Source organism: Dyella halodurans, assembly GCF_026283925.1.
GTDB lineage: Bacteria > Pseudomonadota > Gammaproteobacteria > Xanthomonadales > Rhodanobacteraceae > Dyella > Dyella halodurans.
Map to the genome: position 1 here is coordinate 833,830 of NZ_JAPDPF010000001.1, position 24,107 is coordinate 857,936.

Here is a 24,107-nt window from a genome sequence, read left to right on the forward strand (position 1 = left end):
GAGAAACGGCGGGCAAGATGCCCGCCGTTTCTGTTTTTGCCGCCAGGCTCTCTCGTGACGTGACCGTCAACGGGCCGAGGCTGCGCTTGCCGTCATGGTCGTGTCGCCGTTGGGCAAGTCGCTGCGGTCCCAGCCACCGCCCAGCGCACGGATCAGATCCACACTGGCCTGCAGGCGGCGCGTGCGCACCTGCTCGGCGCTGCGTTCGGCCTGCAGCGTGGCGGTCTGCGCACTCACCACATCGAGATAGTTCACTGCACCTTCGCGATAGCGGTTGGTGGCTATCGTCTGCGAGTCATGGGCCGAGCTGGCCGCATCATCCTGTTCCTGCGCTTCCTTGCCGAGTTCTTGCAGCAGGGTGAGGTTGTCTTCCACCTGCTGAAATGCACCCAGCACGGTTTCCCGATATTGCCCCGCCGCCGCGTCGAGATTGGCTTGTGCTGCCTGGACCTTGGCGTGCCTTAGGCCACCGTCGAACAGACTCATGGCCAGGTCCGGGCCCAGCGCCCAGTAGCGGTTGCCCGCGCTGAGCAGGCTGCCCATGCCGGTGTTTTGCCAGCCAAACACGGCGGACAGACTCAACCTTGGGAAGAACGCCGCGCGCGCCACGCCGATCTCCGCGTTGGCGGCGAACACGCGTCGCTCAGAGGCGGCGATGTCAGGGCGTCGTTGCAGCAACAGCGAAGGCACGCCCAGCGGTATCGCCGGCACCGCCATGGGGGTTGTGGACGGCGGCAGCGAGAACTTTGAGGCGGGTTCACCGACCAGGCTGGCGATGGCGTGCTCGGTGAGCGCGCGCTGCGCATCGACCTCGGACACCTGCGCCATGGCGTCGGACAACTGGGTCTTGGCGCGGCTGACGTCGAGGCCGGAAGCGACGCCGCCTTCGAAGCGGCGCTGGGTGAGATCGAGACCCTGGCGATACGCGTCCAGCGTGTCCTTGAGGATGCGTGCCTGCACGTCGTAGCCACGCAGGCGTACGTACTGGTCGGCCAGTTGCGCCTCCAGGCTCAGCTTGACCGAGGCAAGATCGCCGGCCGCCGCTGCCTCGTCCGCCTTGCCGGCGGCAACTTCGTTGCGCACGCGCCCCCACAGGTCCAACTCGTAGCTGGCGCCAAAACCCAGCGTATTCGCGCTGTACTCGTTCGGCTGGTTGCTGCCGCGCAGGGGACGATTGTCGGACTGGCGGTTGCGCAGCGTGCTGGCCTCCACGCCGAGGTGGGGATAGAGGTCCGAGCGCACTTCGCCGACTACCGCGCGGGCGGCGTCATAGCGGGCCAGCGCCACCGACAGACTGGGGTTGGTTGCATCGAGCTGACGTTCCAGCCGATCCAGTTCGGGATTGTCGTAGACCGACCACCATGGGCCGCGCGAGGCGGTGTCGGCGGGTTGCGCTGGCGACCACAGGCCATCCTGGGTCTGGCCCGCATACGCGGCGGGCAAGGGGCCAAGGTCCGGCTTTTGATAGATGGGCGCCAGCGAGCAGGCGGGTAGCGCAGCCACGGCAGCAAGCGGCAGCAAGCGCCGCAGCGCCAGGGCCAAGGTTGGGTTCATGCGTGTCATGGACTCACTCCACCTTGGCCTTGGCGCCAGTCGCATCGGCGCTGGATGCCACCTGTACACGGTCGCCCTGCATCAGCGAATCCGACGGATGGTTGATGATGCGGTCGCCGGGGTGTAGCCCCTGGTCGATCTGCAGGCGATCACCCAGGTCCATGGCGATATGCACATCGCGCAGCTGCACCCTGCCGTCCTGCCCGAGCACGGCGACCTGCGGTCCTTGCGCGCGGAAGATCAGTACCGTGGCGGGCACCGTCATGGTGTGGCTGTGGTTGCCCAAAGGCAGATGCACCTCGGCATAGGCGCCGGGCAGCAAGCCGCCCTTGCTGTTGTCCACCTCGAATTGCGCCAGCAACGTACCCGAGGCCTGGTTGACCGCGCCCGAGTTGCCGATCAGCTGGCCGCTGAAGTGTTCGCCCGGATGATCGGGAACGTCCAGCTGCACGCTCATGCCCGGCTTGATCGAATCGGCATAACCCTGCGGCACTTCCACATACAGGCGCATGCGACGCGTGTCGGAGATGGTGAACAAGGGCGCGCTGTTGTCGTTGGTGGCGCTGATCAGATCGCCGATGTCCGTATTACGCGCCGTCACGGTGCCGGCAAACGGCGCGGTGATGTGTTTGAACGCTTCCATGGCGGCAATGCGATCGACATCGGCTTGCGCCGCCAGCACGTTGGCCTGGGCTGCTTCGGCTTCGCCGGCCTTTTCGTCCGCCTCCTGCTTGGAGACGGAGTTGGAGGTGAGCAGGTTTTTCCAGCGCTTGTCGGTCAAGGCGGCGAGACGCGCATTGGCCCTGGCGCGCGCGAGGCCGGCCTTGGCCTGTTCGAACTGTTGGTCGAGTTCGGGCGTGTCGATCTCCGCCAGGGTTTCGCCCGCGTTGACCTGGCTGCCGATGTCGCGGGCCCAGCTCTTCACATAGCCGCCGACACGCGCGTGGATGGGAGCGCTGATCCAGGCATCCAGATGGCCAGGCAAGGTGGTGGCCTGTTGGCCCGCGCCGACATCGGGTTCGATCAATTGCACGCTGGGCATCACCTGCTCGTCGGTCCACTTGACCACGCGGTGGTAGTCGTACGCGCGTACCGAAATGCCGGCGATGGTGGCGAGCAAGGCTGCGCCCAGGCCGAAGCGCACGGCACGGCCCAGTTTCGGCGGTCGCTGCGGCGTGGCAACGGGGGCGTCATGCGACATGGACGGGTTCTCCAAGCAGGGAATCGGTGGATGCCTGGGCCTGCTCGCGGCCGTGCACGAGGCTGAAGATCACCGGCACGAACAGCAGGGTGGCGAAGGTGGCGAACAGCAGGCCGCCGATCACGGCGCGGCCCAGCGGCGAGTTCTGTTCCTGGCTCAGGGCCATCGGCAGCATGCCGATGATCATCGCCAGCGCGGTCATGCAGACCGGACGGAAACGCGTGAAGCCCGCTTCGAGCGCGGCTTTCATCGCATCGCCATGTTCGGCGAGGCGTTCGCGGCAGAAACTGACCACCAGGATCGAGTTGGCGGTGGCCACGCCCATACACATGATCGCGCCGGTCAGTGCGGGTACTGACAACGTCGTGTGCGTAAGGAACAGCATCCACACGATGCCGGCCAGCGCCGCGGGCAGGGCGGTAATGATCACGAAGGGATCGAGCCAGGACTGGAAGTTCACCACGATCAACAGATAGATCAGCACGATCGCGCCGACCAGGCCGAAGATCAGGCCGCCGAACGCTTCGTTCATGGTGCCGACCTGTCCGTGCAGGCTCACCACCGTACCCTTCGGACGACTCGCCGCGAACTGCGCGAGTACCTTTTGCACATCGCTGGCGACCGCGCCGAGGTCGCGGTCCTGCACCGAGGCGTAGATGTCGTAGGACGGCATGATGTTGTAGTGCGATACCACCGCAGCACTGGGCACGCGGGTAAACGTGGCGATGCCGCCGAGGATCTGGCTGGCGCCCTTGCCGTCCGGCGTCACCGGCAGGCTGGCCACGTCGGCCATGCTGTCCATCTTGTATTGCGGCGTGGCGGCGACGATCGGATACGACACGCCGCTCTTGGGATTCAGCCAGAAGGCTGGCGCCACCTGCGAGCTGCCGGCCAGCGAGGCGACCATGCTGTTGGTGACATCGCGCTCGGTAATGCCCAGTTCGTCGGCACGCGTGCGATTGACCTGCACGTTGAGCTGCGGATAGCTGGTGCTCTGCTGCAGGCGCACGTCGGCGATGCCGGGCACGGAACGCAGGCGCTTCATGATCTCCATCGCATAGGCCTGGTTGGCGGGGAGGTCGCGACCGGCGATGGAGACGTCCAGCGGTGCCGGTGCGCCGAAGTTGAGGATCTGCGAGCTCATGTCGGCCGGCAGGAAGGCGAACTGGGTGCCGGGGAATTCGCGCGGCAGGCGTGCACGCAATTGCTTGACGAAGTCGGCCGTCGGCGCGTGATCCTCCTTCAGCGCCACCTGGATGTCGCCATCCTGCGGGCCGATGGTGCCGCTGCTGTTGTAGACCATGTTCACGCCGCTGAGCGGCAAGCCGATGTTGTCGATCACCGTAGCCAGCTGATCCGGCGGGATGACCTTGCGGATGGCCGCCTCGATGTGATCGAACTCGGCCGCGGTTTCTTCCACCCGCGTACCCATGGGCGCACGCACATGCAGGGCAATCGAGCCGGCATCCACGTCGGGAAAGAAGTCGCGTCCCAGCAGCGGTACCAGGGCGAACGAGGCCAGCACGAAGCCCAGGAAGCCGAGGATGAAGCGACGGCGATGGACGAGCGCGATGGTCAGCGTGGCGTGGTAGAGGTCACGGACCTGGGCGAAGCGGTGTTCGAAGCGCTGCTGGAACGACACCATGGCGGCGACCAGCGCATTGCGGCGGCGCGGCGGGTGTTGATCGCCCTCGTGGTGGTTGATGTAGGCGTCTTCCGGATGGTCGCCGGCGCCTGTTTCGAGGTGATGCGGCTTCAGCAGATACATCGCCAGGGTCGGCACCAGGGTGCGCGACAGGATGAAGGACGACACCATGGCGAAGATCACCGCCAGCGCCATTGGCCGGAACAGGAAGCCGGCGATGCCGTCGAGCATGAACATCGGCACGAACACGATGCAGATGCACAGCAGCGAGACGAAGGCAGGCGTCACGATCTGTTTGGCGCCATCCATGATGGCGGTATGCACATCCTTGCCCTGTTCCAGATGCCAGTTGATGTTCTCGATGGTCACCGTGGCATCGTCGACCAGGATGCCGACGGCCAGGGCCAGGCCGCCCAGCGTCATCACGTTCAACGTTTGACCGGTGGCCGAGAGCAGGGCGAGCGCCGACAGGATCGACAGCGGAATCGAAACCGCAATGATCACCGTCGAGCGCCAGCTGCCCAGGAAGACCAGGATCATCACCGAGGTGAGCAGGGCGGCAATGATGCCTTCGCGCGCCACCGAGCTGATGGCGGCCTTGACGAAGATGGACTGGTCGCCGAGCAGGGAGATCTTCAGCGTATTCGGCAAGGATTCCTTCAGCAGCGGCAGCAGTTGCTTGATGCCGGCCACCACGGCGAGCGTGGATGCATCGCCGACTTTCAATGCCGGCATCAGCACCGCGCGGTGGCCATCGACGCGCACCACATTGGTCTGCGGCGCGGCGCCGTCGCGCACGTGGGCCACCTCGCCCATGCTGATGGTGGCGCCGTGGACCGTCTTCACCGGCAGCTGGTTTAGCTCGTTGATCGCCTCGGGACTGTTGTTGAGCTGGACGTGATACTCGTAGGTGCCGATCTTGGCCGTGCCCACCGGAATGATCTGGTTTTGCGCGGCCAGCGCATTGCTCACGTCCTGTGCCGACAAGCCCTTCGCAGCGAGCGCCTGGGGATCCAGGTCCAGGGTGACCTGGCGCTGGGCGCCGCCATACGGGGTGGGCACCGCCACGCCAGGTACCGAGGTCAGCGTCGGGCGCATCAGGTTCAGGCCGAGGTCGAGGATCTTCGACTCCGACAGCGCCTTGCTCGACAGCGCCATCTGCAGGATGGGCACGGTGGACGCGTTGTAGTTCAGGATCAGCGGCGGCGTGATGCCCGGCGGCATCTGCTTCAGCACGGTCTGCGAGATCGAGGTGACCTGGGCGGTCGCGGTGCGGATATCCACGCCGGGCTGGAAGAAGATCTTGACGATGCCCATGCCGGGCAGCGACTGCGATTCGATGTGCTCGATGTTGTTGACCGAGGTGCTCAGCTGGCGCTCGTAGTAGTACACGACGCGACCCGACATCTGATCGGGCGGCAGGCCGTTGTACGACCACACCACGCTGATGACCGGGATGCCGATATTGGGAAAGATATCGGTGGGCGTACGAAACGCGGCCAGCGGGCCGGCGATAAGAATCAGCACCGCCAGCACGATGAAGGTGAGCGGTCGAGACAGGGCGATGCGAACAAGACCAAGCATGGGACGGTTCCGGCTATACGTCGGCACCATGGCGCCGCGGCGTGACGGCCATGCCGTCACATCGAAAGTGCTGAGCGGGAAAACAGGCGCTAGCAGGGTGGCCCGTAACGTGTTGAGTCGCTGCGGCAAATCGTCATGTCATGGCTCGATGCTGGGCGTGAGGCCGATATGGCCATGATCGCAAGCCAATCTTGTGGAAACCTTTTGGGGAGCTGAAGGTTTCTGAACCCGGGTGGCTCAGGCATGGGTTCCTTCTCCCCCCGGGGAGAAGGCTGGGATGAGGGGCGGGTGCTTGCGGCAGCGCGACAACTTAGCGTGGCTGCAAGGGTGCCGCTTACGCAGCGGGTGTTTCGATGCCCGTTTGAGCGCCGAGCTTCCTGCTCCTTCTCCCCGCCGGGGAGAAGGTTGGGATGAGGGGCGGGTGCTCGCGATGACGCGATGACTGTGCGATATCGCCAGCTTGCCGCTTACGCAGCGGGCGTTTCGACTGCCTGCCGGCAGCCGAGTCACTTTTCTTTTGCTGGCCCAAAAGAAAAGTAACCCAAAGAAAACGGCCTGAAGAGCTCGTAGCATTTCGTTGGATACGAGCCTGGAGCGCGTGGCCAGCCAGATCGGTGGCGGCCCAAGGCCGCTACACAGCGGCTACACCGCAACGCGCCATAGCGGTGAGGACTTAAAGCAGGTCCAGCCGGCGACCGAACCGCTTGCAGCGTCCCGCTGCTCAGATAAGCACGACACCACCCACGCCTTAAGCCCTCTTCGCTTTGGCGCGTTGCGGTGTAGCCGCTGTGTGTCGGCCGTGGGCCGCCACCTGTCCGGCTGGCCACGCCCGTCAGGCTCGTATCCCACGCAATGCTATGAGCTCTTCAGGCCATTTTCTTTGGGTTACTTTTCTTTTGGGCCAGCAAAAGAAAAGTGACTCGAGCGCCGGCAGGCGATCGAAACGCCCGCTGCGTAAGCGGCAACCTGGCCAAAACACTCGGTTGTAGCGTGTTCGCGAGCACCCGCCCCTCATCCCAACCTTCTCCCCAGAGGGGAGAAGGAGTTAGGTGCTCGGCGCTCGAACGAACGATCGATACGCCCGCTGCGTAATCAACAACCCTGAGCTATCGCGCTATCGCCAGCACCCGCCAAAAAAGCAAAGAGATCATCAACCCGGCTCAGCCCCCATGCGAATGCGCACCAGCAACCCCCGCCCCAGCGGCGATTCCAGCAACTCGATCGAGGCCTCATGCAGCTCGATCGCGCGCTGCACGATGCTCAGGCCCAGGCCAAACCCCCGGGTGGCGCTTTCCACTTCGCGATGGAAGCGCTGGAACACCGCCTGCCGACGCCCCTCGGGTATGCCGGGACCGTTGTCGCAGATGTCGATCACCGCCTGCTGGCCCTCGCGACGGATCGCCACCTCGACCTGGCCTCCATCCTCGGTATAGCGCAGCGCGTTCTCGATCAGGTTGCGGAACATGGCAGTCAAGGCCACCTCATGGCCCAGCACCATCAGCGGCGTGTCGTCATGGTTGAGAGCGAAAGCGATGTCTTTCTCGGCGATCAGCGGCGCCAGTTCCTCGATGACCTCAATGGCAATGCGCGACAGGTCCAGCCGGACCCGCTGCTGGGAAGCGGCGCCAGCCTCGAGTCTCGCCATCGCCAGGATTTGTTCAATGCGCCGCCCCAGGCGCGCCATGCTCTGTTGCGCGTGGCGTACCGTGAATTCGATCTCGGCCTGATCGTCGCTGATCATGGCGCTTTCCAGATGGATCATGGTGGCGGCCAGGGGGGTCCGAAGTTCGTGGGCCACGTCGGTAGCGAAGCGATGCTCGCGTTCCAGAGCGTCTTCCAGGCGTTCCAGCTGCTGGTTCAGCGCCGCGATCAAGGGCTTGATCTCCTGCGGCGCGTAGTTGAGCGGCATCGGCTTGCGGCTGCCCGGGGTGCGCCGGTCCAGCAACTGGGTCAACAAGGCCACCGGGCGCAAACCGCGCTTGACCGCAAAGCTCACCAGCAAGGCCAGCAGCGGCAGACCGATCAAGAGGGGCAGGGTGTGTTCGATCACCAGGCCGCGCGCGATATCCATGCGGTTGTCGGCACGTTCGCCGATGCGGATGACCAGGTTGGCGCGGTTCTGCAGGGTAAACATGCGCCACAGGCCGCCATCGTGCTGGATGTCGCGGAAGCCGCGTTCGTCGCTGGTGGGCGGTGGCAGGTCGGCCAGGTTCGAGGTGGCGGCGATCAGCTCGCCCTGCGGGTCATACGCCTGGAAACCCACTTCGGGTTCGTAATTGTGAGGGTGCACCGAGACCACGACGCCGTGACGGTGGCCATCGCTGCTTTGTGGAATGCCGGGCAGGTCGGCCTCATGCAGCGGCAGCTGGCCATGCGCGATCAGGGTGCCGAGAGTGCGGCCAGCCTGGGCCAGGCGCCCGTCCAGCAACTCGTTCATCTCGCGCAGTTCGCGGCGATAGCTGATCCAGCCGAGCGGGATCAGCACGGCCACCATCACCGCGATGATCAGCAGGGTCAGGCGCGTGCGCAGGCTGGCAGTGTGAGGCGTCATTTCGGTTCGCGCGGAATCATGTAGCCGATACCGCGTACGGTATGGATCACGTCGGTGCTCAGTTTGCGTCTCAGCCAATGCACCTGGACTTCGATGGCATTGCGCTCGACCACGGTGTCCAGGCCATAGACCGAGTTTTCCAGCGTCTCCCGGCGCACGATACGTCCCGCGCGCTCCATCAGCACGCGCAGCACGCCGAATTCACGGCGGGTCAGGCTCACGCGTTCGCCGCGAAATTCCACTTCGGCGGTGGCCAGGTTGAGGCGCAAGCCGCCCACTTCGACGAGGTTGTCGGCCAGTCCCTGGGTGCGCCGCGTGAGCGAGCGGATGCGCGCGGCCAGCTCACCGAGATGGAACGGCTTCACCAGGTAGTCGTCGGCGCCCAGGTCCAATCCGCGTATGCGCATTTCCAACGCATCGCGCGCGGTCATGACCAGCACCGGCGTCTTCACGCCGGAGCGACGGGCCTCGGCGAGCACTTCCAGGCCGTCCTTGCCGGGAAGCCCCAGGTCCAGCAGCACGAGGTCGAGCGGCTCGCCGCGCAGCGCTTCCGTGGCCTCGCGCCCGTCGCGCAGCCAGGTCACCGCATAGGACTGGTGCTCCAGCGCATGCTTGATGGCGGCACCCAGTTCGGCGTCGTCTTCGACCAGCAGGATATGCATACCATTACGCCCATCGCGGCCTCGAGAGGGCGCGGCTCATGCCACCGCCCGGTGCCATGATCCGCATCCATCCTTTTGTGGATCTTTTCCCGACGTTACCGGCGCCGGGTGCCGTCACGTTGGCGCCTGAGATGCATTCCGTCAATCTTGGCTGCGACTGGGCCTGACCCAAAAAGAAAGGCGGCGAGCTGCAACTCGCCGCCTTTCGCCCTGTGATGGCGCCTAAGCGGGGCGCCGCTGGAAACGCTGTGCTGCTGCGGGTGGTCCTCAGTGCGGCTTCGACTGCGCGGCAGCGACGATGGCGTTACGAAGATCGGTCGGGCTCAAGGCCACGCCTTGCGACTCATCGATGGCTACGGCCTTCATCGACTGCGGTTTCAGCGTGAGTTGACGTTGCGCCTCCCAGGCGGCAGCCTCCCGCTTGGCGATCGCGAAGTCCTCAGGGGTGGTTCCAACGAAGCCGACGACGGCGTAGCCACCGGACATGTCGACTGTGTAGGTCTCAACAGCAGAGGCCTGCGCCTGGGCGGCGCAGGCAACACCGAATGCAATGACGGTGGGGATGATCAAGCGTTTCATGGTGTTCACCTCTCTGACGGGGAGCTTCCGGGGGAGGCTTAACCTTAGGCTTCCGCGCCCTTTCAAGCTTGATGAAGCTGCGTGAAAGTTTGAGGGATTCGTGAGGTTTGGTGGCTAGTAAGGCGTGATCTATGCCACTAGTCATGCATTTTCAAGCGGCAGTTGTCTTGTCCTTGTAACGGCACAAGTCGCGAATGACGCATTGAGGACAATCGGGCTTTCGTGCCTTGCAGACGTAACGACCGTGCAGGATCAGCCAGTGGTGTGCGTCCTGCTTGAATTCGGCTGGTATCACCTTCTCGAGCTTGTCTTCGACGGCACGCACATCCTTGCCCGGCGCAAGCCCGGTGCGATTGGATACGCGGAAGATATGCGTGTCGACGGCGATGGTCGGATGGCCGAAGGCGGTGTTCAGCACGACGTTGGCGGTCTTGCGCCCGACCCCGGGCAGAGCTTCCAGCGCTTCGCGCGTATCGGGCACTTCGCTGTCGTACTGCTCGACGAGAATGCGACAGAGCGCGATCACGTTCTTGGCCTTGCTGTTGAACAGGCCGATCGTGCTGATATAGCGCTTGAGCTCATCTTCGCCGAGATCGAGGATCGCCTGCGGCGTATTAGCAACGGGATAAAGCTTTTTTGTCGCCTTGTTCACGCCGACATCGGTGGCCTGCGCGGACAGCACCACGGCGATCAGCAGCTCGAAAGGTGTGGTGTAGGCCAGCTCGGTCGTCGGGTGTGGATCGATTTCGCGCAAACGGGTGAACAATTCGACGATATCCGCACGTTTCACGTAGGCTTTCCTTGCTGTTTGGCGCGTGCTCGCGCAAGGGCAGCCAGCACGGGGTTGCTCTGGGTGGCTGCGGCATCCACGGCCGCCTTGCGGGCCGCCAGTTCCGAATCCCGCTGGGCCTGTTCGCGCGCCAGGCGTGCTTCGCGTTGCTGAAAGTGCAAGCGCGCGGCATCTGCGTGTACCGGGTCGTTCACCTGGGCGAGCGGCATGGGTTCGAGCACGATGCAGTCGACCGGGCAGGCCGGCACGCACAGCTCGCAGCCGGTGCAGTCGTCGGCGATGACCGTGTGGATCAGCTTGGCCGAGCCCACGATGGCATCGACCGGACAGGCCTGGATGCATTTGGTGCAGCCAATGCAATCGGCCTCGACGACGCGGGCCAGGCTGCGTGGCTTTTCCACCCCATGCGCGGGGTCGAGCGGCAACACCGGCACGTCGAGCAGCGCCGCGAGCCGGGCGATGCCGGCGGCACCGCCGGGCGGGCATTGATTGATCCCCGCTTCGCCGCGCGCGATCGCTTCCGCGTAGGGGCGGCAGCCGTGATAGCCGCACTGCTCGCACTGGGTCTGCGGCAGCAGGGCGTCGATGCGATCGGCTAGCGACATGTAGGTGACGGGCTCAGCGAACGGTGGCACCCGGCTTGGCGCCCTGGTCGGCGTCGAGCAGGAACAGGTCGCCACCGCCTTCGCCAGCCGACAGGATCATGCCTTCGGACAGGCCGAAACGCATCTTGCGCGGCGCGAGGTTGGCGATGAACACGACGTTGCGACCGACCAGCTTTTCCGGCTCGCCATAGGCGGCACGGATGCCCGAGAAGATCTGGCGCGTACCGAGCGGGCCGGCATCCAGTTCGAAGCGCAGCAGCTTGTCCGAGCCATCGACGAATTCGCATACGGTGACCTTGCCGATGCGCAGGTCTAGCTTGGCGAAATCGTCGATGCCGATGATGGCGGCGCCGTCGACGGAAGGGGCTGCGGGTGCGGTGCTGGCGTCGCTCATGGTCTTGCTGGCTTCCTTGAATTTCTTGGCCGGGGCGGGCTTGGCTTCGGAGACGCCAAGGGATTCCTTGGACGCTTCCACCATGGCCTCGACGTGCTTGGGATCGATGCGGCCGAGCAGGGGCTCGAACGCGTTGACCGTGTGATTGTGTAGTTCGGCGCGGGCGTCGTCGAAGCCGCTGATCGGCGCCGCGAGGAAACGCTCGGCGGCTTCGACCGTTGCCGGCAGTACCGGCTTGAGCAGGCCTGACAGCAGGCGGAACGCCGCCAGGGCAAACGAGCACACCTGCTGCAGTTCGTCGCGGCGCGAATCGTCCTTGGCGATGGCCCACGGCGCCTTGGCGGCGATATAGCCGTTGACCATGTCGGCCATGGTCACGAAGCGGCGCGTCACTTCGGCGAATTCGCCGCTGCCATAGAGCGCCGGTACGTCGCCATACGAGGACAGCAGCTCCTGCCACAGCTCCTGCTCCTCATGACTGAAGGCGGGTGCGAGGCGACCGTCGAAATACTTGTGGATGAAGCCTGCCGTACGGCTGGCGATGTTGACCCACTTGCCTACCAGGTGCGAGTTCACGCGCTCCTCGAAGGTCTTCAAGTCCAGGTCCACGTCCACCGGCGTATCGCTCAGCATGCTGGCGAAGTAATAGCGCAGGAATTCCGGATGCAGCTGGGCATCCAGATAGGTGCGCGCCTTGATGAAGGTGCCGCGCGACTTGGACATCTTCGCGCCGTTGACGGTGAGGTAGCCGTTGACGTGCAGCGCCGTCGGCGTGCGGAAGTTCGCGCCGTGCAGCATCGCCGGCCAGAACAGGCCGTGGAAGTTGATGATGTCCTTGCCGATGAAGTGGTGCAGCTCGGCGTGGCTGCCCGGTGCCAGGAAATCCTCGAACTTCAGGTCGGTGCGATCGCATAGCGCCTTGAAGCTGGCGAGATAGCCGACCGGCGCATCCAGCCACACATAGAAATACTTGCCGGGCGCGTCAGGTATCGGGAAGCCGAAGTAGGGCGCATCGCGCGAGATGTCCCAGTCCTTCAGGCCGCCATCGAGCCACTCGCGCAGCTTCGCCACCACGCCGCTGTTGGCGACCGGCTGGCCGTCGGTGAGCTTGCCGCCGAACCAGTCACGCAACAGGGGTTCGAACTTGCCCAGCTCGAAAAAGTAATGTTCCGAAGCGCGCAGCACCGGCGTGGCACCCGACATCACCGAGTACGGGTTGATCAGGTCGGTGGGGGCGTAGGTGGCGCCGCAGTTCTCGCAGTTGTCGCCGTATTGGTCGGCGGTACCGCAGTTCGGGCAGGTGCCCTTGATATAGCGATCCGGCAGGAACATCTGCTTTTCCGGATCGAACAGCTGCTGGATGTCGCGGCGGGCGATAAAGCCGCGATCGCGCAGGCGCGTATAGATCAGCGAGGCCAGCTCGCGGTTCTCGTCCGAATGGGTCGAGTGGTAGTGGTCGAACGCCACGCCAAACGCGGCAAAGTCAGCCTCGTGACCGACGCGGATGCCTTCGATATAGGTTTCCGGCGAGAGGCCGGCCTTTTCGGCGGCCAGCATGATCGGTGTGCCGTGGGCATCGTCGGCGCAGACATAGACGGCCTCGTTGCCCTGCATCCGCTGCGCACGCACCCAGATGTCGGCCTGGATGTAGCCCAGCAGATGGCCCATGTGCAGGGGGCCATTGGCATAGGGCAGGGCATTCGTAACGAGTAGGCGACGGCTCATGGGCGGCGACGGCTGCAGGGGGCCGGACATTATGGCATGTGCACAGCGCAGGCACGCCCTGGCGCCCGCGGCTCCAGCACGCAAAACGGCATCCGGCAATCGGCAGGGGACCTGGGATGGCCCCGGTCGTTGGCTGTTTGCATGTTTATGCACGATTTATTACATTCTTTCCCGTTACTTAATGCCCCGGTACAGCTGAGCGCCATCCCCGAAGGCGCCATCGCCAGCGGTCATGCCCGTCGCTATCCGCCCGCAAGACGGCGATGCGATCAGATCAGGACGATGCTCAGCGAAGGGTCGCGCGGTTGGCGAGCGTCGCCGTGGCGGGCTGGCTGGCACTGGTCGGGTTACTACGAGGATCGTGCAACGATGCATGCAGCTGTCGACACCGTGATATTCGACCTGGGCAATGTCCTGATCGGCTGGGATCCGCGCCGACTCTATCGTCAGCTGTTCGACGACGAGGCGCAGATGGAGTGGTTCCTGCGCGAAGTGTGCAATAGCGCCTGGAACGAGCAGCAGGATGCCGGTCGCCCGTGGAGCGAAGCCACCGCCTTGCTGCGTGGGGAGTTTCCGCAGCATGCTGCCTTGATCGACGCCTACCATGAGCGATGGGAAGAGACGCTGGTCGGTGCGATGGACGAGAGCGTGGCTATCCTGGCCTCGCTCAATGCACGTGGCGTGCGCTTGCTGGCCTTGACCAACTGGTCGCAGGAGACGTTTCCGATCGCGCGGCAGCGCTTTGATTTCCTGCAGTGGTTCGAGGGCATCGTGGTTTCCGGAGAGGAACGCCTGGTCAAGCCCGATCCACGCATCTATCAACGCCTGCTGGAACGCTACGCGGTGGATCCGGTCCGCGCGCTGTACATTGACGATTCGGCACGCAATGTGGCGGCCGCGGAAGCGCTTGGCATGCAGGGCTGGTGGTTCCGCGATGCGGGTGGCTTGCGGCAGCGATTGGCGGAACTCGGGCTGCTGGAAGGCGCCCCTGGTGGGCGTCGCCATGGTTAAGCCGCCCATCCCCGTGCCCGACAGCGGCGTGCTGCCACAGGAGCGGCAGCAACGCATTCTTGCGAAATTGCGGCATGACGGCAGGGTCGTGGCCGCCGAGCTGGCGGCAGCATTCGAAGTATCCGAGGACTCGATTCGTCGCGATCTTCGCGAGCTGGCGGCGCAGGGGCTGTGCAAGCGCGTCTATGGCGGTGCCTTGCTTCCCGCGGCGACGCCGACACCTTTGAAGCAGCGGCGAGGCGAGCATTCGGCGCGCAAGCTGATGCTCGCGCGCAAGGCCGCGAGTCTGGTAAGCGCAGGGCAGACCCTGTTGATCGATGCGGGCAGCACCAATGCAGCTATTGCTACGGTGCTGCCTGCCGATGCCAGGCTCGTCGTGATTACCAATGCTCCGCATATCGCCCAGCTGCTATTGGATCGCGAAGGCTTTGAGGTGCTGCTGATCGGCGGGCGTATCGACGCTGCGATCGGCGGCACGGTAGGCGCGCAGGCGGTGGAGCAGGTACGCCGGACGCGTGCCGACCTGTGCTTTCCCGGGGCATGCGCCATCGATGCGGCACACGGCCTGTGGGGTTTCGATAGCGAAGAGGCCTTGTTCAAGCGCGCGATGATCGAGGCGAGCGACGAGACGGTAGTGGTTGCCACGGACGACAAGCTGGGTGCCGTCGCCACGCACCAGGTGGCTGAATTGTCGCGTGTGCAGCATCTGGTCGTGGAGCACTCGGCGGACCGCGCCACGCGCTCCGCCTTCGCGTCGCGCGGCATGGCCGTGCATCGCGCGGACTCGGTGCCTTCCTGAGCTCGATGAGGCTCGCCATCCGGGGAGGCCACGCCCGTCGGGCGTCGCTCGCGTGGCGCGGGCGAGATTATTTGCGCCAGGCACCATTTATTTGCGTCGATAAATGGACGTCCATGCCGGAAAAATGGCGCTTTCATTGGCGCCCGGCGTCGTTTGGACGGCTATCACCATCGTCTTCGACGGCCTCCACGAGGATCGATGGACGGAAGATATGCCCGTAGGACATGGGCTTGGCAGGCATTACTTTTCTTTACACAGGAAGGCCCTGAGGTTTTCCAGCCGATGGTCGACATCTTGCTGGTGATGGATTTGCGTGACCCCGATCCGGGCCTTCATCCGTCACTCGCGTCGCCACGAGCTTTAAAGCGATGCGGGTTCATGGGGCCCCGGTGACATGACGACCATCCCACCTCTTGCGGAAAACCCATGACGATCAGCGCCATTTCAAACAACAACTACTGGCCCAATGCATTGACCCAGCCCAACAGCACCAGCCAGGCCAACGCTGGTGCCAGCGCCAGTCAGGCGAGCGGCAGCCCGTCGTCGGGCAATGGCCTGTTCGGCGCGATCTTTCAGGCACTGACCCAGCTCGGCGTAGGGGACGCCACGACGGCGTCTGGCGCGAGCACGGCCACTGGCTCGGCGGCTACGGCTACATCTTCGGGTAGCAGCTCCCCGACGCAGGATCCCGCACAAGCGATGTCTGCCTTCATGCAGAGCCTGATGGCTGCGCTGCAGGCGCAGAATGCGCAGACGGTCAGCCCGGCGACCACGGATGGCTCGTCCTCGGCCACCGCCAGCAGCGCCGTAGCCAGCACGAGCGCGACGACTGCTGCCGCACCTGCGACCGGTGGGGCCACCGGCGGCAGCTCGGCGGGGCTCCGCCATGGCGGTGGCCATCATCATGGTGGCCACATGCAGAGCGATGTCCAGAGCCTGATCAGTCAGCTCTCGTCCACGAGCTCCAGCTCCAACTCGAGTTCATCGACGACGGGTGCCTCCAGCGACACGCTGGCTTCGCTGCAGCAGAATTTCCAGAATCTGGTCAGTTCCCTGGGCGGCTCTGGCAGCGGCGCCTCGCTGAGCAGCTTCCTGCAGACGTTGTCGAGCGACCTGGGTGGCGCTTCCGCTGCTGGTTCGATGGTCAGTACGCAAGCCTGAGCTTCGTTGCGGCACGCTTTCCCTGCTCCCGAACGAGCAGGGAAAGCCCAACAGACAAGTCAGTAACGATTACTGCTGGCGTTCCCACACCTGGCTGCGGCCGAGCAGCGAGAAGCCGATATAGCCGCGTACGGTGAGCTTGGTACCGTTGTCCTCGGTCTGCAGCTTGACCTTGTAGACCTTGCCGGTCTTCGGGTCGAGGATCTTGCCGCCGTCCCAGATATCGCCGTCCTGGTGCACGCCCCACATGATGTTCATGCCTTCGACCGGCTTGTCCTTGCGCTCGCCGTCGCAGGCCTTGCAGATCGGGTGCGGGCCTTCGTCAGACTGCAACACCTGCAGCACCGTGGCCTTCAACTCACCGTTGTCGTTGGTGATCTGCACGATGGATTTGGGCTTGCCGGTGACGTCGTCAATCGTCTTCCAGGTACCCACCGGCGTGTTTTCTGCGGCAAACACGGCGCCGGTGCCCAACAACAGACCTGTAGCTACAGCAAGGCGGAGCAATGACTTCATGAGCGATCTCCCGTACGAAAGAGTATGGATGGGAGCCTGACCGACGCCGCGCGAAGCCGTCAAGCTGCATTGCGCAAGGCTGGCGAAGACGGCTTGGCGGTCTGGACTGGCATAATGGCGTTCCCCCCCATGACGACCCATATTCTTTATGACGCAGGCGAGCGAAGCCCTGGTCCGCCACATTCTCGGCGCTCTTGACGATCCCCACACCGGCGCTCCGCTGGCCGATGCCGTGCGCGCGATCGGCGTGGATGGCGAGCGCGTTTCGGTGGATATCCAGCTGGGTTATCCCGCCGCCGGGGCCATCGACGCCCTGGCCACGCGCGTCAAGCAGGCGCTCGAGGCCGACCCGGCCATCGCGTCCGCGTCGGTGTCGATCGGCACGCGCGTGCATGCCCACAAGGTGCAGGGCACGCTGGCGCCGCTGCCGGGGGTGAAGAACATCATCGTGGTCGCCTCCGGCAAGGGCGGGGTGGGCAAATCCACCGTCTCGGCCAACCTGGCGCTGGCCCTGGTCGCGGAGGGCGCCAAGGTGGGCGTGCTCGACGCGGACATCTACGGCCCCAGCCAGCCACGCATGCTCGGCATCAGCGGCAAGCCGCAATCACCGGACGGCAAGACCATCATCCCGATGCAGGCGCACGGCCTGCAGGCCATGTCGATCGGTTTCCTGGTGGACGAAGAAACGCCGATGATCTGGCGTGGCCCGATGGTCACCCAGGCCATGATGCAGCTGATCAACGACAGCCGCTGGGAGCAACTGGATTACCTCATCGTCGATCTGCCTCCGGGCACCGGCGACATCCAGCTCACCCTGTCGCAGAAAGTCCCGGTCGCCGGCGCGGTCATCGTCACCACGCCGCAGGACATCGCCCTGCTGGATGCACGCAAGGCGCTGAAGATGTTCGAAAAGGTCGAGGTCCCGGTGCTCGGCGTGGTGGAGAACATGGCCACCCACGTGTGCTCGAACTGCGGCCACGAGGAACACATCTTCGGCGAGGGTGGCGGTGCGCGCATGGCCGAGCAGTACCAGGTGGCCTATCTGGGATCCTTGCCGCTGGATATCCGCATCCGCGAGCAGGCGGATGGCGGCACCCCGACCGTGGCGGCCATGCCGGATTCGGATCTGGCCGCCCGCTACCGCGAAATCGCCCGCAATGCGACGGGGCGGTTGTCGCGGCTGCCGCGTAACAAGTCGCTGGGCTTGGGCAAGATTCTGGTGCAGGGGGCGCCGTAAGGGGGCGCTCGTTGCAGCGACTTTTGGTCGCGCAGCGCGTGTACCCTCACTGTCCTCCCCGCGAACTTGCGACAAGCGCGTATCGCGTTGCGTGCAGCGTGCAGCGTGCAGCACGCCCCCAATCTCCCTCACCGTCATCCCCGCGAAAGCGGGACAAGCGCGAAGCGCGCAGAACGCCCGTAGGGCGGCCCCGAAGGGGCGAGCGCAGCGAGTCATCCAGTGCCTTTCGCTCTAGTATTGACGTTACCGCGACCGGGCTCGCCTGCGGCGGGCTTCCGACCTCCTGCCGGAGGCCGGGTCACTTCTCTTTGCTTGCCCAAAGAGAAGTAACCAAGAGAAAAGGCACCCCGCTTGGCGCTTGCCGAGCTTTCAGCTCGGCAAGTCCGTGAGGGTCGGCCGGGCTTTTCGACAGGGCTCCTGCCCTGACGAAAAGGCATCGGCATCCCTGCCGATGCCCCCTGACGGGGCCTGATCGTCCGCCCCTCACCGCCGCACAGGGGTCCACACGTCAAAAGCACCAAGCTCGAGCAGCGCGTTGCGCAGCTCGTCGCGGTTGCTTGGCTGTCGCTTTGGTTTTCGCTTTAGGATTTGGCTTTGGGGGGTTGCTCTGCCGCTCTCCCGGTCCCCTATGGCGCGGCGGGTGGGTGGAGGAAAAGCCCGCAGGGTGGCTCGCAGGGATGCGAGCCAGTTTGTCGTCAGGGCAGGAGGCCCTGTCGACAAACCTCCGTAACCCACCCGCGCACCTGGAGGGCGTAGCCCGGAAGGCGCGCCATCGGGGCGGCCTTTCTCTTGGTTACTTCTCTTTACTCCGGGCATCCTGCCCTCCGCCCTGCGGGCCGGCTTCGCCGTTCACGCGTGCTCCTGCACGCGCGTGGCCACGCAAAGAGAAGTAACCCGGGCCGCGGCAGCGGCTCGGAAGCCCGCCGCAGGCGAGCCAGGTCGCGGTCACATCACAACAGAGCGAAAGGCACTGGATGACCAGCTTCGCTGTTGTAAAGCGCCTCCCGCTTTCGCGGGGATGACGGTGAGGGAGGCGGGCGCGCTGCGAGACAGTTCCGCGTTCACGGGGATGGGCAGAGGAAGACCGTTTCGCTGGGATGGCGGTGAGGCGAGAGGGCAGGAGGCGACGCCCGACATGACCAATGACCCAGTCTCACATCGAACGACTGGCGGTCCCACCGCCATTTCCGCTATTTTCCGAGTCTTTATGCCGGCCGCCACGGCGGCCACCCCCTCCGGGAGTTCGAGTGAGCATCAAATCCGACAAGTGGATCCGCCGTATGGCGGAGCAACAAGGCATGATCGAGCCGTACGAGCCCGGGCAGATCAAGGTGCGCGACAACACCAAGTTGGTGTCGTACGGCACGTCCAGCTATGGCTATGACGTGCGTTGCGCGCGCGAGTTCAAGATCTTCACCAATATCAACTCGACGATCGTGGACCCGAAAGCGTTCGATCCTTCCAGCTTCGTCGACGTCGAGGCGGACGTGTGCATCATTCCGCCCAATTCGTTTGCGCTGGCGCGCACGGTCGAATACTTCCGCATCCCGCGCAAAGTGCTGACCATCTGCCTGGGCAAGAGTACCTACGCGCGCTGCGGCATCATCGTCAACGTGACGCCGCTGGAGCCGGAGTGGGAAGGCCACGTGACGCTGGAGTTTTCCAACACCACGCCGCTGCCGGCAAAAATTTACGCCAACGAAGGCGTGGCGCAGATGTTGTTCCTCGAGTCCGATGAGGAATGCGAGACCAGCTACAAGGACCGCGGCGGCAAGTACCAGGGCCAGCAGGGCGTGACCCTGCCGCGTACCTGATGGCGCCTGGCCGCTTTACCCATCAATCCGTCACACAGCTGAATGGATGCCGTCCGGATCGGCTGCGATGATCGGTCCCGGCGCTACACTTCCATCGTTCACCACGATTCTTTGCAGGAGATCCGCATGATCCGTTTTTCCACGCTGCTGTCCCGTGCGGCTGCAGCCATCCTGCTGGGCAGCATGCTGGTGCTGGCCGGTTGCCACAGTGGCAGCACCAAGGACAAAGTGCGCACGGCTGACATGAAGAGCCAGTTCGACACGGTGATCCAGGCCTACAAGAGCGGCCAGTTCGTGGTCGATGGTGCCGTGCTGTCGGCACTAGATACGGGCAGCCATTTCGCCTACCTCAAGGACCAGGGCAAGCTGCCCAAGACCATCCTGCTTGAGCCCAGCGACGACTCCAAGATCCGCAAGCAGCACCTGCAGTACATGGCGCGCCTGCAGCTCGACTATGGTTTTACCGTGTATTACGACGACGGTGGCGAGCTGAAGAAGATCAGCGTTGTCGATACCAAGGCACGTGATCTCGAGGACTACAAGGCGCCGCCGAAGGCTGCCGACGCACCGCCGCCGCAGCAGCACCATTGATGCCTTAGCGTGTAACAAAAAGCCCGCGGAGCGATCCGCGGGCTTTTTTCTTGGTTGGTTTTTGGCGAGTTTGGATCGCGCACAGGGTGCGCTCCTACACAAGAAGACGCGCCGTGTTTGTAGGAGCGCACCCTGTGCGCGATAGGCGCCTCACCGCTGCAGCATGCCGCGCAATCGCAGCTTCAACTGTCCAAGTGAATCTTCGTCATAAGGCTGGGCACGGCCACTACCCCAGACCGGTCCCGGCCAGGCTGCATCGCCTTCGCGGCGGCCGACAACATGCACATGCAACTGGCGCACGATATTGCCGAGTGCGCCCAGGTTGAGTTTGTCGAACGGAGCGATTTCTCGCAGAACCTGCGCGGCGCGGCTCGCCTCCTGCCATAGCAACGCCTGCCCCGTGGCGGGCAGGTCGCAGATCTCGACCAGGCCAACCCGACGCGGCACCAGCACCAGCCATGGAAAGCGCGCGTCATTCATCAGCCGCACGTCGCAGAGTTCGAGCGATACGACATGCTGCGTGTCGGCCTCAAGCCGAGGGTCGAGCACGAAGTCGGGTTCGCTCATGCGCCCTGCGCCAGCTGTCTGTCGAAGAACGCCAGCGTGCGCTGATAGGCGAGTTTCGCACTGGCTTCGTCGTAGTGATCGCCCACGTCGCGATTGAAGGCATGGTCGGCCGGGTAGGTGAACAGTTCCATCTGCGGCAGCAACTCGCGATGCTTCTGCACCATGGCGGGAGGAATCGACTGGTCGAGTTCGCCGAAATGGAACATCACCGGCGCCTGCGGCTTCTCGCCCAGGAACGGCACATTGCGCGCACCGTAGTAGCTCACCGAAGGCAGGCCCAGGCGGATCGCCGCGAGCAGGGCCACCGTACCGCCCCAGCAATAGCCGACGGTGCCGATGCGGCCTGCGGACGCAATGGCTTCCGCGGCGCTGGCCACGTCTTCCACAGCCCTCTCCAGGCCCAACTCCGCCACCAGGGCCTTGCCACGCGTGTAGCCGGCCTCGTCGTAGCCCAGCTCCACACCCGTCTCGAGGTGGTCGAAGAAGCTGGGCGCGATGGCGGTGTAGCCAGCTTCGGCGTAGCGGTCGGCGACGCTGCGCATGTGGGCATTCACGCCGAAGATCTCCTGGATCACCACGATGCCGCCCTTGGGCTTGCCAACCGGCTGGGCCAGGTAGGCGCCAATGCACTGGATCCCCGAGGTGTTGAGATGAATGGTCTGGCCCATGTCTGCGCGACTCCCATCAGCAGGAACGAGGATTCTAGTCGCGTCTGCCGGCAGTCGTGCTTAGTGAGGCTTCGAGCTCGAGCGCAACGGGATGTCGCGCAAGCGCCACGCCATCAGAAAGCCGAGTGCCGCCACACACGCGGCGACCACGAACACTCCGTGCAGCGACTGGTCGAACGCGCTCAGGAACTTCTGGTGCAGCTCCGGCGGCAGCTGCCTGATCATGTCCGGCCGCAAGGCATGCGTGCCCGAGGATGCTTCGGGCATGAAGTCCGCCAGGCGATGGTTGAGCCTTAGCGTGAACATGGCGCCGAAAGCCGCCACGCCGATGGAGCCGCCGATCGATCGAAACAGCGTCACGCCCGAGGTCGCCACGCCCAGGTGCTTGAAGTCCACGCTGTTCTGCGCGGCCAGGATCAGCACTTGCATCACCATGCCCAGGCCGGCGCCCAGCACGCCTGCATACAGGTAGAGCCGGGCCACCGGTGTGTTGTCTTCGAGCGTGCTCAGCAGGCCCAGGCCAAGCGTGGCGATCGCCATGCCGACGATGGGAAACCATCGATAGCGGCCGATCTTGCTGATGATGCGGCCGCTGATGATCGAGGTGGTCAACAGGCCGCCCATCAGCGGAATCAGCTGCGTGCCCGCGCCCGTCGGCGAGGCGCCCTTGACCACTTGCAGGTAGAGCGGCAGATAGGTGATGGAACCGAACAGCGCCGCGCCGACCAGGAAGGCGATCAGGCTGCACAACAGGAACGTGCGCTCCTTGAACAGCTGCAGCGGGATGATCGGCTCCTTGGCCTGGCGTTCTTCCATCACGAAGCCGATCAGCGCTGTCACGGCAATCAGCAGGGTGAACCACAGCTGGCTCGACGACCATGGCAGCACGGTGCCGCCCTGGGTAGTGAACAGGATCGCCGAGGTCAGGGCGACGGCCAGGAAGATCGCGCCGAAGTAGTCGATCTCGTGCTTGATATGCCTGGTGTGCGGGCGGAACACCGCAGCGATCACCGACAGCGCCAGCACGCCGAGCGGCAGGTTGATGTAGAAGATCCAGCGCCAGCTCAGGTGCTCGACGATGGCGCCGCCGAGCAGGGGCCCGATCACCGTGGCCAGGCCATAGACGCCACCCAGCAAGCCCTGGTAGCGCCCGCGTTCCGAGGGCGGGATCACGTCGCCGATCGCAGCCATGGTGACCACCATCAGCCCGCCCCCGCCCAGCCCCTGCAGGGCGCGGGTGAGGATCAGCTGGGTCATGCTCTGGGCCAGCCCGCACAGCACCGAGCCGGCCAGGAAGATCACGATCGCCGTCTGCAGCACGATCTTGCGTCCGAACAGGTCGCCGAACTTGCCGTATAGCGGCACCACCACGGTCGAGGACAGCAGATAAGCCGTCACCACCCAGGACAGCGAATCGAAGCCGCCCAGCTCGCTCACGATGGTGGGCAGGGCGGTCGAGACGATGGTCTGGTCCAGCGCGGCAAGCAGCAGGACCAGCATCAGCGCCCCGAACAGCAGATGGATCGGCGGGTGCGCGTGCGCGGCCGGCTCGGCCGGCATGGCCGCCTGCAGGATGGCTGCCTGGGACGGAGGTTGGACAGTCATGGCGAATGTGCTTGGAATTAATTAATGAGTTTATTAATATTGAGCCTGATCGGGCTGCCAGTCAACCCGTGTGGCCGTTGCCAGCATGGCCTCATCGACGGAGTTCCTCGTGCCTAGCGAAACCATCCAGTCGGCCCGCCGCCCCGGCCGACCCGCCAAACAGGCCGCCAGCAAGGACCAGCGCGAGCGCCTGCTCGATATCGCGCTGGAATTGTTTGCGCGGCAGGGCGTGGCCGATACCACGCTGAGCGCGATTGCGCGCAAGGCGGGCATGACGCCGGCGATGGCGCACTACTACTTCAAGACGCGTGAGCAATTGTTCGACGTGCTGATCGACGAACGCATCATGCCGGCGCGCACGGACATCGAGGCCATTTTCAAGGAACATGCCGCCGATCCGATGCGCGCACTCACCTTGTTCGTGGAGCGGCTGGTGGCCACCCATGTGCGGCTGCCCTGGTTCGGCGCCCTGTGGATCCGCGAGATGATCAGCGACAACGACATCTTCAAGCAGCACATGCGCAAGCGCTTCGGCGCCGAGCAGCAGGCAGCCAAGTTCGATGCCGTGCGTCGCTGGCAGAGGGAGGGCAAGCTCAATCCGCAGATCGAGCCGGCCTTGCTGTTCGTCTCGCTGCTGGGCCTGACCACGCTGCCGATGGTGGCGGTACGGCGATGGCAGGGGGATCCCCTGGTGGCGCATATCGATGCGCAGGTCATCGCACGCCATGCGGTGGCGCTGTTGACCCAAGGCGTGGGGCCGGGCCTTGCGGGCGCGCAGGGGATTTGACCCGTCTCCAGCGGCGTGGGGTGGTCGGCGTGGTGCGCCTGGATCGAGTCCTTGCGAGTCT

The 24,107-nt window shown here is 64.6% G+C and carries 20 protein-coding genes; 7 read left to right on the top strand and 13 right to left on the bottom strand.

From position 1 onward, the window contains the following. Positions 1 to 66: 66 nt before the first annotated feature. The 9 genes from OUZ49_RS03690 to metG form a co-directional block, all read right to left on the bottom strand. Positions 67 to 1,563, bottom strand: a complete 1,497-nt coding sequence (locus OUZ49_RS03690; RefSeq protein ID WP_266148583.1) for an efflux transporter outer membrane subunit — start codon at positions 1,561 to 1,563, stop codon at positions 67 to 69. 4 nt (positions 1,564 to 1,567) lie between these two features. After that, positions 1,568 to 2,755, bottom strand: a complete 1,188-nt coding sequence (locus OUZ49_RS03695; protein WP_266148584.1) for an efflux RND transporter periplasmic adaptor subunit — start codon at positions 2,753 to 2,755, stop codon at positions 1,568 to 1,570. Next, the gene (locus tag OUZ49_RS03700) at positions 2,745 to 5,984 is read right to left on the bottom strand and encodes an efflux RND transporter permease subunit (RefSeq protein WP_266148585.1); all 3,240 of its coding nucleotides are present in this window, start codon (positions 5,982 to 5,984) and stop codon (positions 2,745 to 2,747) included. Before OUZ49_RS03700 ends, OUZ49_RS03695 begins: the two co-directional genes overlap by 11 nt. A 1,150-nt stretch (positions 5,985 to 7,134) precedes the next feature. Further along, positions 7,135 to 8,535: a sensor histidine kinase gene (locus OUZ49_RS03705; RefSeq protein ID WP_266148586.1), complete on the bottom strand. Its 1,401-nt coding sequence runs from the start codon at positions 8,533 to 8,535 to the stop codon at positions 7,135 to 7,137. Beyond that, the gene (locus tag OUZ49_RS03710; RefSeq protein WP_266148587.1) at positions 8,532 to 9,197 is read right to left on the bottom strand and encodes a response regulator; all 666 of its coding nucleotides are present in this window, start codon (positions 9,195 to 9,197) and stop codon (positions 8,532 to 8,534) included. The genes OUZ49_RS03705 and OUZ49_RS03710 overlap by 4 nt, the downstream gene beginning before the upstream one ends. 267 nt (positions 9,198 to 9,464) lie before the next feature. Continuing rightward, positions 9,465 to 9,776, bottom strand: coding sequence for a hypothetical protein (locus tag OUZ49_RS03715; protein ID WP_266148589.1), 312 nt, complete (start codon positions 9,774 to 9,776; stop codon positions 9,465 to 9,467). Between the two features lie 151 nt (positions 9,777 to 9,927). Next, positions 9,928 to 10,566, bottom strand: a complete 639-nt coding sequence (nth, locus tag OUZ49_RS03720; RefSeq protein WP_266148590.1) for an endonuclease III — start codon at positions 10,564 to 10,566, stop codon at positions 9,928 to 9,930. Further along, a complete protein-coding gene (locus tag OUZ49_RS03725) occupies positions 10,563 to 11,171 on the bottom strand; it encodes an RnfABCDGE type electron transport complex subunit B (RefSeq protein ID WP_266148592.1) in 609 nt (202 codons plus the stop codon). The genes nth and OUZ49_RS03725 overlap by 4 nt, the downstream gene beginning before the upstream one ends. 13 nt (positions 11,172 to 11,184) lie before the next feature. Continuing rightward, on the bottom strand, positions 11,185 to 13,290 hold the full coding sequence (gene metG, locus OUZ49_RS03730; RefSeq protein WP_266148593.1) for a methionine--tRNA ligase: 2,106 nt from the start codon (positions 13,288 to 13,290) through the stop codon (positions 11,185 to 11,187). A 369-nt stretch (positions 13,291 to 13,659) separates the two neighbouring features. Between metG and OUZ49_RS03735 the strand changes: the two genes are divergently transcribed. From OUZ49_RS03735 to OUZ49_RS03745, 3 genes are all read left to right on the top strand, one after another. Beyond that, entirely contained in the window at positions 13,660 to 14,301 is a 642-nt protein-coding gene (locus OUZ49_RS03735; RefSeq protein WP_266148594.1) for an HAD family hydrolase, read from the top strand. After that, entirely contained in the window at positions 14,294 to 15,100 is an 807-nt protein-coding gene (locus OUZ49_RS03740) for a DeoR/GlpR family DNA-binding transcription regulator (RefSeq protein WP_266148595.1), read from the top strand. Before OUZ49_RS03735 ends, OUZ49_RS03740 begins: the two co-directional genes overlap by 8 nt. A 426-nt stretch (positions 15,101 to 15,526) precedes the next feature. Beyond that, positions 15,527 to 16,261 carry a hypothetical protein gene (locus tag OUZ49_RS03745; protein ID WP_266148596.1) on the top strand — a complete coding sequence of 245 codons (735 nt, stop codon included), beginning with the start codon at positions 15,527 to 15,529 and terminating at the stop codon, positions 16,259 to 16,261. A 69-nt stretch (positions 16,262 to 16,330) separates the two neighbouring features. Here the strand turns inward: OUZ49_RS03745 and OUZ49_RS03750 are convergent, their stop codons facing one another. Next, complete coding sequence (locus OUZ49_RS03750) at positions 16,331 to 16,777, bottom strand: DUF2147 domain-containing protein (RefSeq protein WP_266148597.1); 447 nt, start codon at positions 16,775 to 16,777, stop codon at positions 16,331 to 16,333. 148 nt (positions 16,778 to 16,925) lie between these two features. On the opposite strand from OUZ49_RS03750, the gene apbC reads away from it, so the two are divergent. From apbC to OUZ49_RS03765, 3 genes are all read left to right on the top strand, one after another. Further along, positions 16,926 to 18,014, top strand: coding sequence for an iron-sulfur cluster carrier protein ApbC (gene apbC / locus OUZ49_RS03755; RefSeq protein ID WP_266148598.1), 1,089 nt, complete (start codon positions 16,926 to 16,928; stop codon positions 18,012 to 18,014). 1,247 nt (positions 18,015 to 19,261) lie between these two features. Next, positions 19,262 to 19,828, top strand: coding sequence for a dCTP deaminase (gene dcd, locus OUZ49_RS03760; protein ID WP_266148599.1), 567 nt, complete (start codon positions 19,262 to 19,264; stop codon positions 19,826 to 19,828). 126 nt (positions 19,829 to 19,954) lie between these two features. After that, positions 19,955 to 20,419 carry a hypothetical protein gene (locus tag OUZ49_RS03765; RefSeq protein ID WP_266148600.1) on the top strand — a complete coding sequence of 155 codons (465 nt, stop codon included), beginning with the start codon at positions 19,955 to 19,957 and terminating at the stop codon, positions 20,417 to 20,419. A gap of 150 nt (positions 20,420 to 20,569) precedes the next feature. Here OUZ49_RS03765 and OUZ49_RS03770 read toward each other — a convergent pair whose 3' ends face one another. From OUZ49_RS03770 to OUZ49_RS03780, 3 genes are read right to left on the bottom strand one after another with little or no spacing between them, the layout of a single operon-like run. Further along, the gene (locus tag OUZ49_RS03770; RefSeq protein WP_266148601.1) at positions 20,570 to 20,986 is read right to left on the bottom strand and encodes an HIT domain-containing protein; all 417 of its coding nucleotides are present in this window, start codon (positions 20,984 to 20,986) and stop codon (positions 20,570 to 20,572) included. Next, positions 20,983 to 21,654: a dienelactone hydrolase family protein gene (locus tag OUZ49_RS03775; protein WP_266148602.1), complete on the bottom strand. Its 672-nt coding sequence runs from the start codon at positions 21,652 to 21,654 to the stop codon at positions 20,983 to 20,985. Before OUZ49_RS03775 ends, OUZ49_RS03770 begins: the two co-directional genes overlap by 4 nt. Positions 21,655 to 21,714: 60 nt before the next feature. Next, positions 21,715 to 23,259, bottom strand: coding sequence for an MDR family MFS transporter (locus OUZ49_RS03780; RefSeq protein WP_266148603.1), 1,545 nt, complete (start codon positions 23,257 to 23,259; stop codon positions 21,715 to 21,717). 109 nt (positions 23,260 to 23,368) lie between these two features. Here OUZ49_RS03780 and OUZ49_RS03785 point away from each other — a divergent pair, with 109 nt between their 5' ends. Then, positions 23,369 to 24,046 carry a TetR/AcrR family transcriptional regulator gene (locus OUZ49_RS03785; RefSeq protein WP_266148604.1) on the top strand — a complete coding sequence of 226 codons (678 nt, stop codon included), beginning with the start codon at positions 23,369 to 23,371 and terminating at the stop codon, positions 24,044 to 24,046. Positions 24,047 to 24,107: the final 61 nt, after the last annotated feature.

Coding starts and splice junctions, on each gene's coding strand:
- OUZ49_RS03690 (WP_266148583.1), bottom strand. CDS start 1,563: ATGACACGCATGAACCCAACCTTGGCCCTGGCGCTGCGGCGCTTGCTG.
- OUZ49_RS03695 (WP_266148584.1), bottom strand. CDS start 2,755: ATGTCGCATGACGCCCCCGTTGCCACGCCGCAGCGACCGCCGAAACTG.
- OUZ49_RS03700 (WP_266148585.1), bottom strand. CDS start 5,984: ATGCTTGGTCTTGTTCGCATCGCCCTGTCTCGACCGCTCACCTTCATC.
- OUZ49_RS03705 (WP_266148586.1), bottom strand. CDS start 8,535: ATGACGCCTCACACTGCCAGCCTGCGCACGCGCCTGACCCTGCTGATC.
- OUZ49_RS03710 (WP_266148587.1), bottom strand. CDS start 9,197: ATGCATATCCTGCTGGTCGAAGACGACGCCGAACTGGGTGCCGCCATC.
- OUZ49_RS03715 (WP_266148589.1), bottom strand. CDS start 9,776: ATGAAACGCTTGATCATCCCCACCGTCATTGCATTCGGTGTTGCCTGC.
- OUZ49_RS03725 (WP_266148592.1), bottom strand. CDS start 11,171: ATGTCGCTAGCCGATCGCATCGACGCCCTGCTGCCGCAGACCCAGTGC.
- metG (WP_266148593.1), bottom strand. CDS start 13,290: ATGAGCCGTCGCCTACTCGTTACGAATGCCCTGCCCTATGCCAATGGC.
- OUZ49_RS03735 (WP_266148594.1), top strand. CDS start 13,660: ATGCATGCAGCTGTCGACACCGTGATATTCGACCTGGGCAATGTCCTG.
- OUZ49_RS03740 (WP_266148595.1), top strand. CDS start 14,294: ATGGTTAAGCCGCCCATCCCCGTGCCCGACAGCGGCGTGCTGCCACAG.
- OUZ49_RS03745 (WP_266148596.1), top strand. CDS start 15,527: ATGACGATCAGCGCCATTTCAAACAACAACTACTGGCCCAATGCATTG.
- OUZ49_RS03750 (WP_266148597.1), bottom strand. CDS start 16,777: ATGAAGTCATTGCTCCGCCTTGCTGTAGCTACAGGTCTGTTGTTGGGC.
- apbC (WP_266148598.1), top strand. CDS start 16,926: ATGACGCAGGCGAGCGAAGCCCTGGTCCGCCACATTCTCGGCGCTCTT.
- OUZ49_RS03765 (WP_266148600.1), top strand. CDS start 19,955: ATGATCCGTTTTTCCACGCTGCTGTCCCGTGCGGCTGCAGCCATCCTG.
- OUZ49_RS03770 (WP_266148601.1), bottom strand. CDS start 20,986: ATGAGCGAACCCGACTTCGTGCTCGACCCTCGGCTTGAGGCCGACACG.
- OUZ49_RS03775 (WP_266148602.1), bottom strand. CDS start 21,654: ATGGGCCAGACCATTCATCTCAACACCTCGGGGATCCAGTGCATTGGC.
- OUZ49_RS03780 (WP_266148603.1), bottom strand. CDS start 23,259: ATGACTGTCCAACCTCCGTCCCAGGCAGCCATCCTGCAGGCGGCCATG.